This is a genomic window from Rickettsiales bacterium, assembly GCA_035765535.1.
Taxonomy (GTDB): Bacteria; Pseudomonadota; Alphaproteobacteria; order Rickettsiales; family JABCZZ01; genus JABCZZ01.
This window is the reverse complement of record DASTXE010000004.1, coordinates 92,090-106,748: the sequence shown is the minus strand read 5'-3', so window position 1 is coordinate 106,748 and position 14,659 is coordinate 92,090. Positions and strand designations below refer to the sequence as shown.

Here is a 14,659-nt window from a genome sequence, read left to right as displayed (position 1 = left end):
AACTAACGATTATTGTGTCTTTACTGTTGGAATAATGCCACGTTTGCCGGAAACTGTCCTTTTTTAATAAAAGCTTAATATATTCCTGCTAAATTCGCAGTATGATAAACTTTATCCACATATAGAACGGTTCCCGGTTATGTATTCTTTTGCCGAAGGTGATATTATTTGCCGTGAAGGAGATGCGTGCGCACATGCGTTCATGATTATTGCCGGTGCTGCCGATGTTATTCGCGACGGGGACACGCGTTCAGCCGTGCCGGGAGAGATTTTTGGTGGCGTAAGCCTGATTCGCGGCGAGCCTTACCGGGAGACCGTGCTGGCGCGCACGGCGCTCGAGATTGAATTACTGTCGCTGGAGCAGGTGGAGGCGCTGTTAAGCGGTGCTTCGCTTCCTCCGATGCAGCTGCCTGTTGCGGCGCCTGCCGCGCAGCCAGCGCTGGACGGAATGGCGAAGATTGCCGAGAGCATGGAGCGGGTTGCGGGAATGCTGGCCAAGTGCGGCGATGCCATTGCCGGTGCAATGCCCGGACAGGACAACAGTATCGATAATCCCGAACATAATTACGACCGTGAGGTTGTGCTGGCCAATGTGCAGTCTCATATGGGGCCGATCGCTCCGCTGATCGAGGATGATGCGATCAACGATATTCTCATCAACGGCCCGGAGAATATTTATGTCGAGCGCCACGGTAAGCTCGAGAAGACGGATATTACCTTCAAGAATGACAAGGAAGTGTTCGATCTGGCCAAGAATATTGTGCATGATATCGGCCGCCAGGTCGATTTGAAAAGGCCGCTGGTCGATGCCCGTCTGCTGGACGGCAGCCGCGTTAATATCATTGCGCCGCCGCTCGCGGTGGACGGCACAAGCATCTCGATCCGTAAATTCTCCAAGAGGAATATCACGCTGGATTCGATGCTTGAGAGCAATAACGTCAACAAGGAAATCTGCGAGTTTCTCAAGGTGGTGGGTAAATGCCGCCTGAATATTGTGATCTCCGGCGGTACCGGCTCCGGTAAGACGACGCTGCTCAATGCGATCTCGCAGCATATCGAAAACAAAGAGCGTATCGTTACCATTGAAGACGCGGCCGAACTTAAGCTGCAGCAGCCGCACGTTGTGCGCCTTGAAACGCGTCCGCATCACGTGGGTATGAAAGAAGGGGAAGACGTTACCATCCGCGATCTCGTGAAGAACGCGCTGCGTATGCGCCCAGACCGCATTATCGTGGGCGAAGTGCGCGGCTCGGAAGCATTCGACATGTTACAGGCTATGAATACCGGCCATGAAGGATCGCTTACCACAGTTCACGCGAACCATCCGCGCGATGCGCTTTCGCGCTTAGAGAATATGATCAGCATGGCCGACCTGCAGATCCCTGTCAAATCGCTGCGTTACCAGATTGCGGCGGCGCTGCATCTGATTGTGCAGATCAGCCGCATGCGTGACGGCCAGCGCCGTATTACCTATATTTCCGAAGTGGTAGGCATGGAAGGCGATACGATCACGATGCATGACCTATTTAATTTCAAGCAGGAAGGCGAAGATGCGAATGGCAGGATTGTCGGCAAGTTCAAGTGGTCGGGTATTATGCCGCGTTTCGTGCGGCGTATCGAATATTACGGCGAGCTGCCGCGTCTGGAAGCGGCGCTTGGCGTGAAGTTCCCCAAAGCGATGCAGCTCGGCAAGGGCAGTTAATTGGCGGAACCTAGTGACAAACTGCTTTTTGATCCCTATATTATAGGGTAATAATCTTTATCCTTGCGTTTTTAACAGGAACCTTATGCCTAAATTCACGCGTAATATCGCCATCTGGGTGGTGGTCGGCCTTTTGCTTCTCGTAGCCGTCAATGTCTTCCTGGGGAATGCGGAAAACAACACCCGCGACCGGCTGGCTTTCTCCGAGTTCGTGACCAAGGTCAATAACGGTGAGATTTCTGATGTCCTGATCAAAAAAGTGCCGGAGGCGCTCAGCACCTCCATTACGGGACATTACAGCAATGGTGAGCGCTTTGTTACCTATGCGCCGGAAGATCCTAGCCTTGTCTCGATGTTGCTGCAGAAAAAGGTGAAGGTTTCGGCTCCGCCTGATACGTCCGGCACGGATGCGCTATGGAGTTTCTTCCTGTACTGGTCGCCGCTGCTGCTGTTCATCGGCGTGTATGTTTTTATCCTGCGCCAGATGCAGGGCAAGGATGGCGGTCGCGGCGGTGCGCTCGGGTTCGGAAAGTCACGCGCGAGGCTGCTGACGGAGAAAATGGGTAAGGTTACTTTCACCGATGTGGCCGGTATCGACGAAGCGAAGGAAGAGCTTTCCGAAATTGTGGACTTCCTGAAAGACCCGCAGAAATTCCAGCGGCTGGGTGGAAAGATTCCGAAAGGCTGTTTGCTGGTAGGTCCTCCGGGTACCGGTAAAACGTTGCTTGCGCGTGCGATTGCGGGCGAAGCGGGCGTACCGTTCTTCACCATTTCCGGTTCGGACTTTGTGGAAATGTTCGTGGGCGTGGGTGCAAGCCGTGTGCGCGATATGTTCGAGCAGGGCAAGAAGAATGCGCCTTGCATTATCTTTATCGACGAAATCGACGCAGTTGGCCGTCATCGCGGTGTCGGCATGGGCGGCGGTAATGACGAACGCGAGCAGACGCTGAACCAGATGCTTGTGGAGATGGACGGGTTCGAGGCGAATGAAGGCGTGATCATTGTGGCAGCCACCAACCGTCCCGACGTGCTCGATCCAGCGTTGCTGCGTCCGGGCCGTTTCGACCGCCAGATACATGTTCCCAACCCAGATATCAATGGACGCGAGAAAATTCTTGAAGTGCATTTGCGTAAAGTGCCGCAGGCTCCGGATGTCAATGCGCGTATCATCGCACGCGGCACACCTGGCTTCTCGGGTGCCGATCTTGCCAATCTTGTGAATGAGGCGGCGCTCATGGCGGCACGCAGCGGCAAGAAGGTCGTGACGATGAAAGAGCTGGAGGCGGCCAAGGACAAGGTGATGATGGGCGCGGAACGCAAATCCATGGTCATCAGCGAAGAAGAAAAGAAGATGACGGCTTACCATGAAGGCGGCCATGCGCTGGTCTCGGTCTATCAGCCTTCGGCGGACCAGATTCACAAGGCGACGATCATCCCGCGCGGGCGTGCGCTCGGTATGGTGATGCGCCTGCCGGAAGCGGATAAGATTTCTTACCTGCGTGAAAAAATGTATGCCGACCTTGCGATTGCGATGGGCGGACGCGCCGCGGAAGAATTGATCTTCGGCCATGATAAAGTCTCCAGCGGTGCATCGTCGGATATTAAATATGTGACGTCGCTTGCGCGTGCGATGGTAACCGAGTGGGGCATGAGCGAAAAGCTTGGGCCACTCTTCTACGGCTCCGACAATCAGGATATTTATGCTGCGGGTCAGGCCAGCAAAGTTTCCGGCAAGACGGCTGCACTGATCGACGAGGAAGTGCGTGAGATCGTGGAAGGCGCGCATGCCAAGGCCAAGGAGATCCTGACGGAGCATATCGACGAACTGCATCTGATTGCGCAAAACCTGCTGGAATATGAAACGCTCAGCGGCCATGACATTAAGGCGTTGCTCAACGGTGAGCCTCTGGACCGCAATGGCGGAGATAGCGGTGTGAAGGCATCTGCGCGCACTTCGGTGCCTTCCAGCCGTGCGTCCAAGGCTGATGAGCTGACAGAGAAACCGGCCACTGCCTGATAATTCAAAATAGTTATTTAAAAAAGGGCTGCAAATACTGTTTGCGGCCCTTTTTGGTATATCTCTCGCACTTGGCAATATGTTATGAGCAGGATATTAAGGAAAAAGTTAGATGGCTAAACTGCATATGATCTGCGGCCTGCCGTGTTCGGGCAAGACAACGCTGGCAAGGAAGCTTGAGGCGGAACTTCCCGCCCTGCGTTTTTCGCCGGATGAATGGCTGGAACCTTTCATCGGTGCGAGGGACTGGGATAAAGATGTAGAGGCTTACAACCAACAACGCCTGCAGATGGAAGCGATGCTGCTGGATTTTGCTTTGCGAGCTGTAAGCCAGGGAATCAACGCTATTTTGGATAACGGTTTCTGGGGCAGGGAAGAGCGAGACACGTATCGTACCAAGGCAAGAGAGCGTGGTATCAATGTAAAACTGCACTATATGGACGTTTCCCGTGAAGAGCTTCTGTTGCGGCTTAAAAAGCGCAATGATGACCTAAAGCCAGGCATTTTTTATATCACCGAAAGCCAGCTTGTTGAATGGCTTGGGCGTTTTCAGCCACCAGATGCAGATGAATTGAGTGAATAATCCTGATCGGTGGAATCCCAGGCAGTTGCTTTCTGTATATTGCAAATATTTTTCTGGTCCCCTTGTAAGCCGTCCGGGTTGCACTATATCTATTATTAGAACCGCGAATTAATAATGCAGTTCATAGAGTTACCCGCTTTTGCGGGCGTAGTTTATTATCTGAAAAGAGGTTGTTATGACAATGCGCGATTTATTGAATACCAGCCGCTCCCCGGTTTCCGTCGAAAGGGGCGGCAATCCTATCGTGACGTTTCAGGATGAGGTAAACAGGCTGTTTGGCGAATTCTTCGGCGAACCTTCGGTTTCCGTATGGCGCCGTCCTGCCACTGCCCAGAATGCAGTGCTCAGCCCGGCACTCGATGTCAGCGAGACCCCGCAAGGCTATAAGATAGCTGCCGAACTGCCGGGACTGGACGTCAAGGACGTGCAGATTACGGCTTCGGAAGGGTATCTCGTTATTAAGGGTGAGAAAAAGGCTGTGGCCAAGGAAGAGAAAGAAGGCTATTTCCGTCAGGAACGTTCTTACGGCGCATTCCAGCGTGTAGTTGCTCTTCCTGAGATTGCCGATCTCGATAATGCTGATGCCAAGATGGATAAAGGCGTACTGACGGTTTCCATTCCCAAAAAAGCGGAGGCGAAGCCGAAAGAACGGACTATTGAAATCAAGCATGCTGCGTAGTCTTTTAATATTAGAAGGGGGAATAAGAATTCCCCCTTCGCTTACGCTTACCCCCTCGCGCTATGCGCGGGGTCGTCGCAAGTGCTCCTCCGCGTACCCACGAGGGGTGTTTAATTGTTCCTGCAAAAGCCTTGACTTTTGAATGAATTCAGCCTTCTGGCTTCACTATGCTATTGGCATTGGTGGAGTAATTATTCTGATTCCAGCTTCTTGCGCATAACGGCGGCGTCTTCGTGGGTGCCGTCCGCATTGCGGTAGTAATCTTTCCGGGTATTGAGAAGTTCGAAGCCTGCATTTTTATATAATTCTTGTGCGGCTTCATTACTTATGCGCACTTCGAGGAATATGGTTTTAACCCCTTTTTCCCTTGCCCAGTTCAAAATAGCTTCCAGAAGCGCTTTGCCTATGCCGTGTCTGCGATGTTCGGGGGACACAGCAAGGGTCAGGATTTCGAGTTCGTCGTAAATAGTCCTGGTCAGTGCAAAGCCGGTATAATCTTGTGCAACAAGGGCTTGTGTGCCGCTGTAATATAATAATTCCGCAATCGCCTGTGCGTCCCAGGGCGTTTCGAAGCAGCTCCGGTGGATGGCGGCAAGGGCTTCCGTATCGGGCTGCCGGGTGATCTCTATATTGATTGTCATGCGCTGAGGGACTATGATACGCCGTCTCGTTACAAAGGAAACAGGAAAATGGAAGCCAATACCGTCGATCAGGAAGATGTAGAGCGTTTCTCGCGCATTGCCGAGGAATGGTGGGATGAAAACGGCAAATTCAGGCCGCTTCACCGCATCAACCCGGTGCGTCTGCAATATATCCGCGACCAGGCCTGTGCGCATTTCGGGCGCGATCCGCAGAAGATCAGGCCGCTTGCAGGGCTCAGGCTGCTGGATGTGGGCTGTGGCGGCGGGCTGCTGGCCGAACCGTTTACGCGGCTTGGAGCTACGGTGACGGCCATTGATGCTTCGGATAAGAATATCCGCGTGGCATCGCTGCATGCGCAGAAAATGGGGCTTTCGATCGATTACCGCAATACCACGCCCGAACAGCTGGTGGCAGAAGGCATGGAAGCCTATGATATCGTGCTTGCGCTGGAAGTGGTGGAGCATGTGGCGGATGTAACGGCTTTCCTGAATGCCTGCACAAAGCTCGTGAAGCCGGAAGGCATGCTGTTTATGTCTACGCTGAACCGCACGATCAAATCCTATGCGTTTGCGATTGCAGGTGCGGAATATGTGCTGCGCTGGCTACCGCGTGGCACGCATCAATGGAAGAAATTCCTGAAACCTGCCGAGCTTTGCTCGGGATTGCGCCGACAGAATATGCGCGTGACGCATATGACGGGCATGGCTTTCAATCCGCTGCAAAACAGCTGGAGCCTTGACGAGCGCGATTTAGACGTTAATTATCTGCTCGCGGCGATACCTGCCTGAAGCAAAGGATTCCAGAAAGAAACGACATGAAACAACGCGTAGCGATTATCGGTGCCAGCGGTTATACCGGGGCGGAGCTGCTCAGGTTCCTGCTTAACCACCCGCATGTGGAGATTGCATATCTGACGGCGGACAGCCAGGCTGGCAAGCCGATGCGCGAGGTTTATCCGCATCTGGATTTTGCCGGGCTGCCGGATCTTATTCCGCTGTCGCAGGTGGATTATGCGAAAGTGGATATCGTATTCTGCTGCCTGCCACATGGTACGACGCAGCAGGTTATCGCAGCCATCCCGCGCTCGGTGAAAGTGATCGACCTGTCGGCGGATTTCCGGCTGGAAAATATTGAGACCTATGCGCAGTGGTACGGCCACGCGCATCAGGCACCGGATTTGCAAAAAGAAGCTGTCTATGGCCTCACGGAACATGCGCGCGATGCGGTTAAAGCTTCCCGTCTGATTGCCAATCCCGGCTGCTATCCGACGTCATCGCTGCTGCCACTTATGCCGCTGCTGAAAGCGGGGCTGATTGAGGCGGACGGTATCATCATCGATGCCAAATCTGGGGTCAGCGGAGCAGGCAGGGCAGCGAAGCAGGCCATGCTGTACACGGAGGTCAATGAAGGCATGAACGCATATGGCGTTGCGTCGCATCGCCATGCGCCGGAAATCGAGCAGGGGCTTTCGCAGGCTTGCGGAAAGCAGGTGCTGGTGAACTTTACGCCGCATCTGATCCCGATGAACCGTGGCATGCTTTCGACCATCTATGTCACCCTTGCAGCTGGCAAGAGCGCGGCCGATCTCGATGCGGCTTTGCGTAAGGCCTATGAAGGCGAAGCTTTTGTAAAAGTGGCGGCGAAGGGTATTACACCAGCGACACATATGGTGCGGGGCACGAATTTCTGTCTCATGGCCGTATTCCAGGACCGGTTGCCGGGCAGGGCGATCATCGTGTCGGTTATCGATAACCTGGTCAAGGGTGCATCCGGTCAGGCGATCCAGAACATGAACCTCATGTGCGGATATCCTGAGACGCTTTCGATTCATCATACGGCAGTGTTCCCATAACCTTAAGGAGGCCACTATGCTCATGCCCTATAAACAGATATCTCCGACGATAGCGCCGAGCGCTTTCATTGCTCCGGGAGCGGTCGTGATCGGCGATGTGCATATCGGTGAGGAAAGCGGTGTGTGGTTCGGCTGTGTGATCCGTGGCGATGTCAATTATATCCGTATCGGCGCGCGCACCAACATCCAGGACGGCACGGTCATTCATGTCACGCGCAAGACGGGGCCGACGATCATCGGCAGCGGCGTTACGATCGGCCATAGTGTGCTGCTGCATGCCTGCACGCTGGAAGACGATTGTTTCATCGGTATGCATGCCACGATCATGGATGGCGCGGTGGTGGAAAGCGGCGCATGGGTTGCTGCGGGAGCGCTGGTCACTCCGGGCAAGCGTATTCTTAAAGGGCAGGTCTGGGCGGGTAACCCGGCCCGCTATATGCGCGATATGAAGCCGGAAGAAACGGATTTTATCCCTGTCTCCAGCAATAATTACGTCGAGCTGGCGGCGGAGTACAAGTAGATTTCTCCAGGATTTGTGCCGGGTTTGACATTCCGGGCGTTCTATATTATATAGCGCGCGGCGTTATATCCTCCAGCAGTTGAGGGAAAGCAAGGCATAAAATAGCTATGCCATTCGATGTTATGACGATTTTCAGATAAAGAGTCGTGCATGCAGATGGTAGAATAACAATTTTAGGTTGTGTGCTTGGAATATCTGTTCGCGCAAGCCTCTTTTTGGTGTTGAATTCGCGGCCGGATACAGGTAAATAAACTGGCTTTTCATGATTGCGTGCGCTTGTTGCGCCCTGAATCTGCTCGCGAGGAAAGGCGTCGAACTCACGGTAGAAGAAGTAGAGTTGCGATTGAGATTTTGTTGGAAAATATTCTGGAGCGGTATCAGTGGTAGATAAAAACGATCTGTTGAAGAAGCTTGGGCTGCAGGGAGATTCCTTATCAAGGAAGAAAGACTCCGCTGCTTCCATGCCACTTAACGACATGACGAGCGCCACGTACCTGCGTCAGTCCTCCACGTTGATTCACGATGCGCTGAAAAACGGGCTCGACGTATTGCAAATGGCTAACGGCGATATTGTGACCACCGGCACTCAGGTTGTCGTAACGCGTTATGTTTGGGACCATGATAAGGGTAAGCTCGTGAAAGCCAAACAAAATGCACAGCCGGAAAAGAATGCGAAGAAAGCAGGCAAGGCAGAAATTACTTCCCGCCGTAGTAAGGAAAGGGAGCCGGAGGATGCCTAGCCGCCAAGCGCTTTTCCTCTTGTTGCAGGTAATGGTGGAATGTTTTCCGATTCTTTGATCACGCAAGCGCAGGCGCTGCTGACGCAGTGCCGCAAAAACGGCTTTCTGCTCGTGACGGCAGAATCCTGTACGGGTGGGCTGATTGCGGCCCTGCTCACTGAAATTCCCGGTTCCTCTTCTGTATTCGAGCGCGGATTCGTCACATATTCCAATGCAGCAAAAATTGCACAGCTTGGGGTACCGGAGGCATTGCTGGCGGAGCATGGCGCTGTGAGTGCGCAGGTCGCGCAGGCAATGGCGCAGGGGGCGCTCGCGAACAGCCATGCCAGCTTAAGCGTTTCGGTTACCGGAATTGCTGGACCGGATGGCGGCACCGCCGATAAACCGGTGGGGCTTGTCTATATAGCCGTCGGAATGCAGAAGGGCGGGATGTTCGTAAAGGAATTCCGGTTTGAAGGCGATCGCCGGCAGGTAAGGTTGGCAACGGTGGCTGAAGCGCTTGCTTTGCTCATGGATGCTGCAGGGCGAAAACAGTCCTAAATTCCCCTTATTGCGACGTATTCTTTTTCTTCAAGACATAGTGCAGTTTTCGGATGGCGAGATCCGTCATGTCCTTGCGAGTTGCCGTTGCCGGACAGATAACAGATGCCTCCACCCCGCTTTCCGGTTCAAGCGCGGTCACTTTTACGCTTCCCTCCAGCGCTACGAACTCCAACAGGTATTGATGTGTGTTTTGTTTCTCCATGGGACAGACCGTTGCAGTTTCGAGCGATGATTCCTTAATGCAAAATTAACTAAAGAGGCGGTTTTCCGTCTTCTGTTACGCAAGTTGCAGCATTAATAGCACGCAGGGCGGATGATATTGCGTTTTCAAGTGGCGGAACATTTTGTTTTTCTTGACTGGTATAAATCATTGTCTTATCTTAAGCTCCTGAGAATAAAAATAAAGGGGTTTTGCCTTGAAAAAGCTGTCAATCTCCGAGCAGATCATTGCCGAAAAAACCGTATGCATTCTTTTGGTGCGCGGTGAGAATCCGGATGGCAATCCGATCTATGCTTATGTGGCTGTACGTGCGGATAAGCTTGAGTCGTTTATGGCGGCGCAAAAAAGCGGTACTTTCTACCCGGAAGACTTCGGTGTGATCATCGAAGCGGGTGAAGGCGAGCCCACCGAAGAAATCCGTAAGAAAATGGAAACGGAATACGGTTTCAATCACCAGGTCATGGTGGATATTCCGAACGCGGAAAAAGCTCACGAAATCACTACGAATCTGAGGCGCTCGACGGAAGGTCAGTAATGGCCGGCCGCTTTGGGCAAGGGGTTTCACTGCCTCTTTGCGAGAGCGGTAACTGTAAAACTAGTTGGGTGATGACAAGACGTGTTGAATAACAAAAAAGACATAGCGGTAGGCGATAAGAAGAACTGGTATAGTGATCGCTATGAGTTTGTGTCTGTACAGCGCAATTTTTTTGCGATTGTCACGTTGCTTTCGTTGGTGCTTTCCCTGATTTCCACATTTGCACTCTATCAAATTGCTCCGCTGAAAACGGTTGAGCCTTTCGTCATTCAGGTCGATCAGAAAACCGGTGTGACGCAGGTGGTCGATCCGGTTAGGTCGCCGGAACTTACCGGCAACGAAGCGGTCAATCAGTATTTCATTGTGCAGTACTGCCGTGCGCGTGAATCGTTCCTCGGCTCGCCCGATCGTAATTACTATAATTACAATCTCGTGCGCGTGCTCTCAACCGGCCTGACCTTCAAAGACTTCCAGCATGAAATTATTCTGAGCAATCCCGAAAGCCCCGGCTCGCGCCTGGGGACTAATGGCATGCGTACCATTCATATCGCCAGCATTAAATATCTCGACAGGCATAAAACTACGGAAGGTTTCGACACGCTGCGCTATCTTGTGCGTGCGCAGATTACCGAATCCAAAAATGGCGAGGCGTCTGGGGTCCTGCATAAGCTGATCCTGATAGAATTCAGATATGCGGATCTTGATTTGACAACCGAAGACCGTTACCTGAATCCGCTCGGGTTCCAGGTGATCAGCTACCATGCGGATGACGACACGTTAAACCCGTAATCTGCCGGTATGAATTCGGGACGGATGTGAAATCAGGATTTGCAAAAAAGGAATTTAGTCGGTAAGTCTATTTTCAGGTGTCCGTATTCCTGTCGGTGCGTCTTTTCCGAAGGTGCGGAGAACACATTTAAACAACCCACTCGTGCGGTTATTTAAATGTGTTCCGGTAGAACTATTTATGGATAAAGATATGGGAATCTCCAAGCAGATGCGTACTATGTTTCTCGCTTCTCTTCCGCGGCATATGGCATCCGCCGCTCTTCTTGCGTTCGGCATTGCTGCCGCTTCCCAGTCTGCTGTCGCAGCGGATACGCCCATCGTTCCGGTGGCTACGGATAGCCGCATTAAAACGTTCGTTTATAGCGAAAACGATGTGTTCGACATCGTTACGCATTATGGTTATCAGTCCAATGTTGAATTCGGGCCGGATGAGCATGTCGAAACCATTTCGATCGGTGATAAGCTGCCGTTCCAGATTGTTCCCGCCGGACGCCGTCTTTTCATTCGCACGTTGCTGGCTAATGCCCGCACCAATATGACCGTCGTCACGGATAAGCATGCTTACCAGTTCGATCTGACTTCCGTGCCGGCTCCTGTTATGCCGCATGACGAACTGGTTTATGTTGTGCGTTTCTTCTATCCTGGCGACAAGAAAAACCGTGCCGCTGCTGCTTACTCCGGTATGGGGGAAATGGGTATGGGTGACGGCGCTCCTGAAACCGCCCGTCCGTATAACTATAAATACACATTCAGTGGCAGCGATGCAGCTGCACCGCTGCGCGTATTTGACGACGGCAGGACAACTTATTTCAAGTTCCACCAGGCACAGGGAATGGCTGCTCCCGTTATTTATGCAATCGACCAGGCGGGTAAGGAGGTGCTTACTCCGACGCGTGCCGTGGGCGATTATCTTGCGGTCAATACGGTGGCGCCGCGTTTTAATGTCAGGCAGGGCGATTATTCGGTGGTAGTGTATAACGATAAGCTTATTCACGACTAACGTTCGGCAAACAGGGTTGTTTTAGGACAGAGGGATCAATGGCAGACGAGCATGAGAATAACGAATTCCCGCCCGGCGAACAGGGGAACCACCCGCATGCGGAAGAACAGCTAGATAGCGGACAGCCTGCCGTAGCGGCGGCTCCCGGAAAGCTGCTTATTTTTGTAGTGGCTGCGGGCGTATTTGTTTTTATCGTTATTAAATCGCTCTTTTTCGGTTCCGCTCCCAAGCCGGTTCCGCCTACCCATCCGCAGCAGATTGCCGCTCCTACGATGCCCACCAACGGTGGGGGAGTCGAAGGGCTACCCGTAGCGCCTACGACGAATCTGCCGCCCATCACACCGCCGCCACCCGTTCAGGAAGCAAGCCCGCCTCCACAGGTGCTGCCGCCCGGTCCTCCGCCCGATATGAACGTTCAGGTCGGACCGACCAATGAGCAGCTTAAAACGAGAATCCATTCCGCTATGCTCATTTCCGGTGGCATGTCCGGTTCTTCCTCCTCCGACACGGCTGCGGCTAAGAAGAAGACGCTTTCTTCCGACCCGAATTCCGCATTTGCCGACAATGTGGCGCAGAGCCAGACCGAAACGATTGAGGCGACGAAGATCAAGAACATGAATATCACCCTTGCGCAGGGCAAGCTGATTTCCGGTGTGCTGGAAACCGCGATCGATTCCACTCTGCCGGGAGATGTGCGTGCGATTGTCAGCCATGACGTTTATGCCGAATCCGGCAGGGAAGTGCTGATTCCGAAGGGGTCGCGCATTGTCGGGGTTTATAATTCTTCCGTTCAGCGCGGCCAGGCCCGAGTATTTATTATCTGGACCCGTGTCATCCGTCCTGACGGTGTCGATGTCGCTATCAACTCTCCGGGCGTGGATGCTTTGGGGCGCGCAGGTATGGGCGGTATTGTCGATTCACGCTTCCTGGATGCTTTCTCTACGGCAATTCTTGCCAGCACGCTTGACGTGGGTATAGCGGCTGTCGGTCAGGGGCTTTTCGGCGACCAGCAGCAGGTCACGACGACCGGTCCGAGCAGCGGTTCCACCACTGCCACCTCGTCACCAACCTCTACTGCGATGCAGCAGGCGGTCCAGAATATCGGCACGGTCGGTCAGACCATTGTTAACAGCACGGTCAATCTTGCTCCTGTGATCCATGTGGATCAGGGCGAAGTGATCAATATCTTTGTTAACAAGGATGTCGTATTCCCTCCTGAACTTACCGGTGGGCCTGGTTTCATCCCATGAGTATTGTTGCTCTTGAGACATACCTTAAGCCTCTCAAAGGTATATTCGACCAGCAGGGCGTAAGTGAAGTTTCCATCAACCGCCCCAATGAAGTCTGGGTCGAAGTGTATGGCGAAATGCAGCGCTACGATGTTCCGGAATTCAACCTAGAGCATCTCAAAGGGCTTGCACGTCTGGTGGCGCAATCCACCGAGCAGCGTGTCAGCGAAGAAAATCCTCTTCTGTCAGCGAACCTGCCGGACGGTTATCGTGTCCAGATCGTATTCCCACCGGCCTGTGAGAATGGCACTGTCGCTTTTTCCATCCGTAAGCAGACGATCATGGATATGGATCTGGACGCTTATGAAGCCATCGGCGCCTTCAAGGCTACCGTGGTTAAAAAAACCGATAATCCGATAGATAAGGAACTGCGCCAGCTGCTTGACCAGGGCAGCATCAAGGAGTTCATCAAGCTGGCCGTAATCAGCAAAAAGAACATTATCATCAGCGGCGGTACTTCCACCGGTAAAACGACTTTTATGAATGCGGTGCTCAAGGCAATTCCGCCCACGGAGCGCATTATCACCTGCGAAGACGCACGCGAAATCAATATCAATCACATTCCCAACCATGTGCATCTGATGTCTTCCAAAGGCGGGCAGGGACGTGCTCAGGTGACCACTCAAGACCTTATTGAAGCTTGCCTGCGTCTGCGCCCCGACCGTATCATGGTAGGTGAGTTGCGCGGTAAGGAAGCTTTCAGTTATCTGCGCGCCGTCAACACAGGCCATCCGGGTTCCATCTCCACGCTTCATGCGGATACGCCTGCGCTTGCAATCGAGCAGCTCATCCTGATGATCATGCAGGCAGGGCTTGGCGTAACACGCGAGCAGGTGAAAGAATATGTGGAAACCGTGATTAACGTTATCGTCCAGCTTAAGCGTGGCGAAAAGGGACATCGCTTCGTGTCCGAGATCTATTTCAAAGAGCACGGCTAACTGCCTATAATGATGGGTTTACGCTTGCATCTGGCAGCGTAACTGTATACATCAGAAGCGTCTTTTTCATGTGTCGCCGCTTTAGCTCAGGGGTAGAGCAACCGCCTTGTAAGCGGTAGGTCATCCGTTCAAATCGGATAAGCGGCACCATTTCTGCTGGAGGCTTCATGTATCTGTGGGTCAAGGCGCTGCATATCATTTCCGTTATTTCCTGGATGGCCGGCATGCTGTATCTGCCGAGGCTGTACGTCTATCATGCGAGTCTCACCTCCGGCAGCGAGGCATCCGAACTGCTGAAAGTGATGGAGCGCAGGCTGCTGCGTTATATCATCAATCCGGCGATGATTGCGACCTGGGGATTCGGTATCTGGCTGATTACCATTCTAGGATGGGATTACGTTAAAACCGCACACTGGCTCCATGCAAAACTGATGCTAGTCATCCTCATGCAGCTTGTGCATGCGATGTTAGCTCGCTGCCGCCGTAACTTTGCGAATGACCACAACACCAAGACGCCGAAATTTTACCGTATCCTCAATGAATCAGTCACCCTGCTTATGATTGGCATTGTCATTCTGGTTGTGGTACAACCCTTTTGATGCGCAACGCT

Annotated in this window: 17 protein-coding genes, 1 tRNA gene and 1 pseudogene; 16 read left to right on the top strand and 3 right to left on the bottom strand. The window is 52.9% G+C overall.

Features of this window, described 5'->3' with window-relative positions:
* Positions 1 to 139: 139 nt before the first annotated feature.
* The 4 genes and pseudogenes from VFT64_06390 to VFT64_06375 all read left to right on the top strand — a co-directional run bounded on the left by VFT64_06390 (position 140) and on the right by VFT64_06375 (position 4,981).
* Entirely contained in the window at positions 140 to 1,702 is a 1,563-nt protein-coding gene (locus VFT64_06390; protein ID HEU5047456.1) for an ATPase, T2SS/T4P/T4SS family, read from the top strand.
* Between the two features lie 85 nt (positions 1,703 to 1,787).
* Positions 1,788 to 3,614 (top strand): annotated as a pseudogene (gene ftsH, locus VFT64_06385) (ATP-dependent zinc metalloprotease FtsH).
* A gap of 217 nt (positions 3,615 to 3,831) precedes the next feature.
* On the top strand, positions 3,832 to 4,302 hold the full coding sequence (locus VFT64_06380; protein HEU5047455.1) for an ATP-binding protein: 471 nt from the start codon (positions 3,832 to 3,834) through the stop codon (positions 4,300 to 4,302).
* A gap of 175 nt (positions 4,303 to 4,477) precedes the next feature.
* Positions 4,478 to 4,981 carry an Hsp20/alpha crystallin family protein gene (locus tag VFT64_06375; GenBank protein ID HEU5047454.1) on the top strand — a complete coding sequence of 168 codons (504 nt, stop codon included), beginning with the start codon at positions 4,478 to 4,480 and terminating at the stop codon, positions 4,979 to 4,981.
* Positions 4,982 to 5,172: 191 nt separating this feature from the next.
* Here the strand turns inward: VFT64_06375 and rimI are convergent, their stop codons facing one another.
* Positions 5,173 to 5,622: a ribosomal protein S18-alanine N-acetyltransferase gene (gene rimI / locus VFT64_06370; protein HEU5047453.1), complete on the bottom strand. Its 450-nt coding sequence runs from the start codon at positions 5,620 to 5,622 to the stop codon at positions 5,173 to 5,175.
* 48 nt (positions 5,623 to 5,670) lie between these two features.
* Between rimI and ubiG the strand changes: the two genes are divergently transcribed.
* Genes ubiG through VFT64_06355 form a run of 3 tightly spaced genes read left to right on the top strand, consistent with a single transcriptional unit; the run spans position 5,671 to position 7,995 of the window.
* Entirely contained in the window at positions 5,671 to 6,411 is a 741-nt protein-coding gene (gene ubiG, locus VFT64_06365; protein ID HEU5047452.1) for a bifunctional 2-polyprenyl-6-hydroxyphenol methylase/3-demethylubiquinol 3-O-methyltransferase UbiG, read from the top strand.
* A gap of 26 nt (positions 6,412 to 6,437) precedes the next feature.
* Complete coding sequence (argC, locus tag VFT64_06360; protein HEU5047451.1) at positions 6,438 to 7,475, top strand: N-acetyl-gamma-glutamyl-phosphate reductase; 1,038 nt, start codon at positions 6,438 to 6,440, stop codon at positions 7,473 to 7,475.
* Between the two features lie 16 nt (positions 7,476 to 7,491).
* The gene (locus tag VFT64_06355) at positions 7,492 to 7,995 is read left to right on the top strand and encodes a gamma carbonic anhydrase family protein (GenBank protein HEU5047450.1); all 504 of its coding nucleotides are present in this window, start codon (positions 7,492 to 7,494) and stop codon (positions 7,993 to 7,995) included.
* Between the two features lie 46 nt (positions 7,996 to 8,041).
* Here the strand turns inward: VFT64_06355 and VFT64_06350 are convergent, their stop codons facing one another.
* Positions 8,042 to 8,458 (bottom strand): hypothetical protein, encoded by a 417-nt coding sequence (locus VFT64_06350; protein ID HEU5047449.1) that lies wholly within the window; start codon positions 8,456 to 8,458, stop codon positions 8,042 to 8,044.
* Here VFT64_06350 and VFT64_06345 point away from each other — a divergent pair.
* Entirely contained in the window at positions 8,457 to 8,735 is a 279-nt protein-coding gene (locus tag VFT64_06345) for a DUF2671 domain-containing protein (protein HEU5047448.1), read from the top strand. The genes VFT64_06350 and VFT64_06345 overlap by 2 nt on opposite strands.
* 39 nt (positions 8,736 to 8,774) lie before the next feature.
* Positions 8,775 to 9,275 carry a CinA family protein gene (locus VFT64_06340; GenBank protein HEU5047447.1) on the top strand — a complete coding sequence of 167 codons (501 nt, stop codon included), beginning with the start codon at positions 8,775 to 8,777 and terminating at the stop codon, positions 9,273 to 9,275.
* Positions 9,276 to 9,282: 7 nt separating this feature from the next.
* On the opposite strand, the gene VFT64_06335 is transcribed toward VFT64_06340, so the two are convergent.
* Positions 9,283 to 9,480, bottom strand: a complete 198-nt coding sequence (locus tag VFT64_06335) for a hypothetical protein (GenBank protein HEU5047446.1) — start codon at positions 9,478 to 9,480, stop codon at positions 9,283 to 9,285.
* Between the two features lie 214 nt (positions 9,481 to 9,694).
* Here VFT64_06335 and VFT64_06330 point away from each other — a divergent pair, with 214 nt between their 5' ends.
* The 7 genes from VFT64_06330 (at position 9,695) to hemJ (ending at position 14,648) form a co-directional block, all read left to right on the top strand.
* On the top strand, positions 9,695 to 10,033 hold the full coding sequence (locus VFT64_06330) for a hypothetical protein (GenBank protein ID HEU5047445.1): 339 nt from the start codon (positions 9,695 to 9,697) through the stop codon (positions 10,031 to 10,033).
* An 81-nt stretch (positions 10,034 to 10,114) separates the two neighbouring features.
* The gene (locus VFT64_06325; protein ID HEU5047444.1) at positions 10,115 to 10,822 is read left to right on the top strand and encodes a type IV secretion system protein; all 708 of its coding nucleotides are present in this window, start codon (positions 10,115 to 10,117) and stop codon (positions 10,820 to 10,822) included.
* A 178-nt stretch (positions 10,823 to 11,000) separates the two neighbouring features.
* Positions 11,001 to 11,822, top strand: a complete 822-nt coding sequence (locus tag VFT64_06320; protein HEU5047443.1) for a TrbG/VirB9 family P-type conjugative transfer protein — start codon at positions 11,001 to 11,003, stop codon at positions 11,820 to 11,822.
* Between the two features lie 38 nt (positions 11,823 to 11,860).
* Positions 11,861 to 13,072 (top strand): TrbI/VirB10 family protein, encoded by a 1,212-nt coding sequence (locus VFT64_06315; GenBank protein ID HEU5047442.1) that lies wholly within the window; start codon positions 11,861 to 11,863, stop codon positions 13,070 to 13,072.
* Entirely contained in the window at positions 13,069 to 14,049 is a 981-nt protein-coding gene (gene virB11, locus VFT64_06310; GenBank protein ID HEU5047441.1) for a P-type DNA transfer ATPase VirB11, read from the top strand. Before VFT64_06315 ends, virB11 begins: the two co-directional genes overlap by 4 nt.
* A 75-nt stretch (positions 14,050 to 14,124) precedes the next feature.
* Positions 14,125 to 14,199: transfer RNA gene (locus tag VFT64_06305), tRNA-Thr, on the top strand.
* 17 nt (positions 14,200 to 14,216) lie between these two features.
* On the top strand, positions 14,217 to 14,648 hold the full coding sequence (hemJ, locus tag VFT64_06300) for a protoporphyrinogen oxidase HemJ (GenBank protein ID HEU5047440.1): 432 nt from the start codon (positions 14,217 to 14,219) through the stop codon (positions 14,646 to 14,648).
* The last annotated feature ends 11 nt before the right edge of the window (positions 14,649 to 14,659 follow it).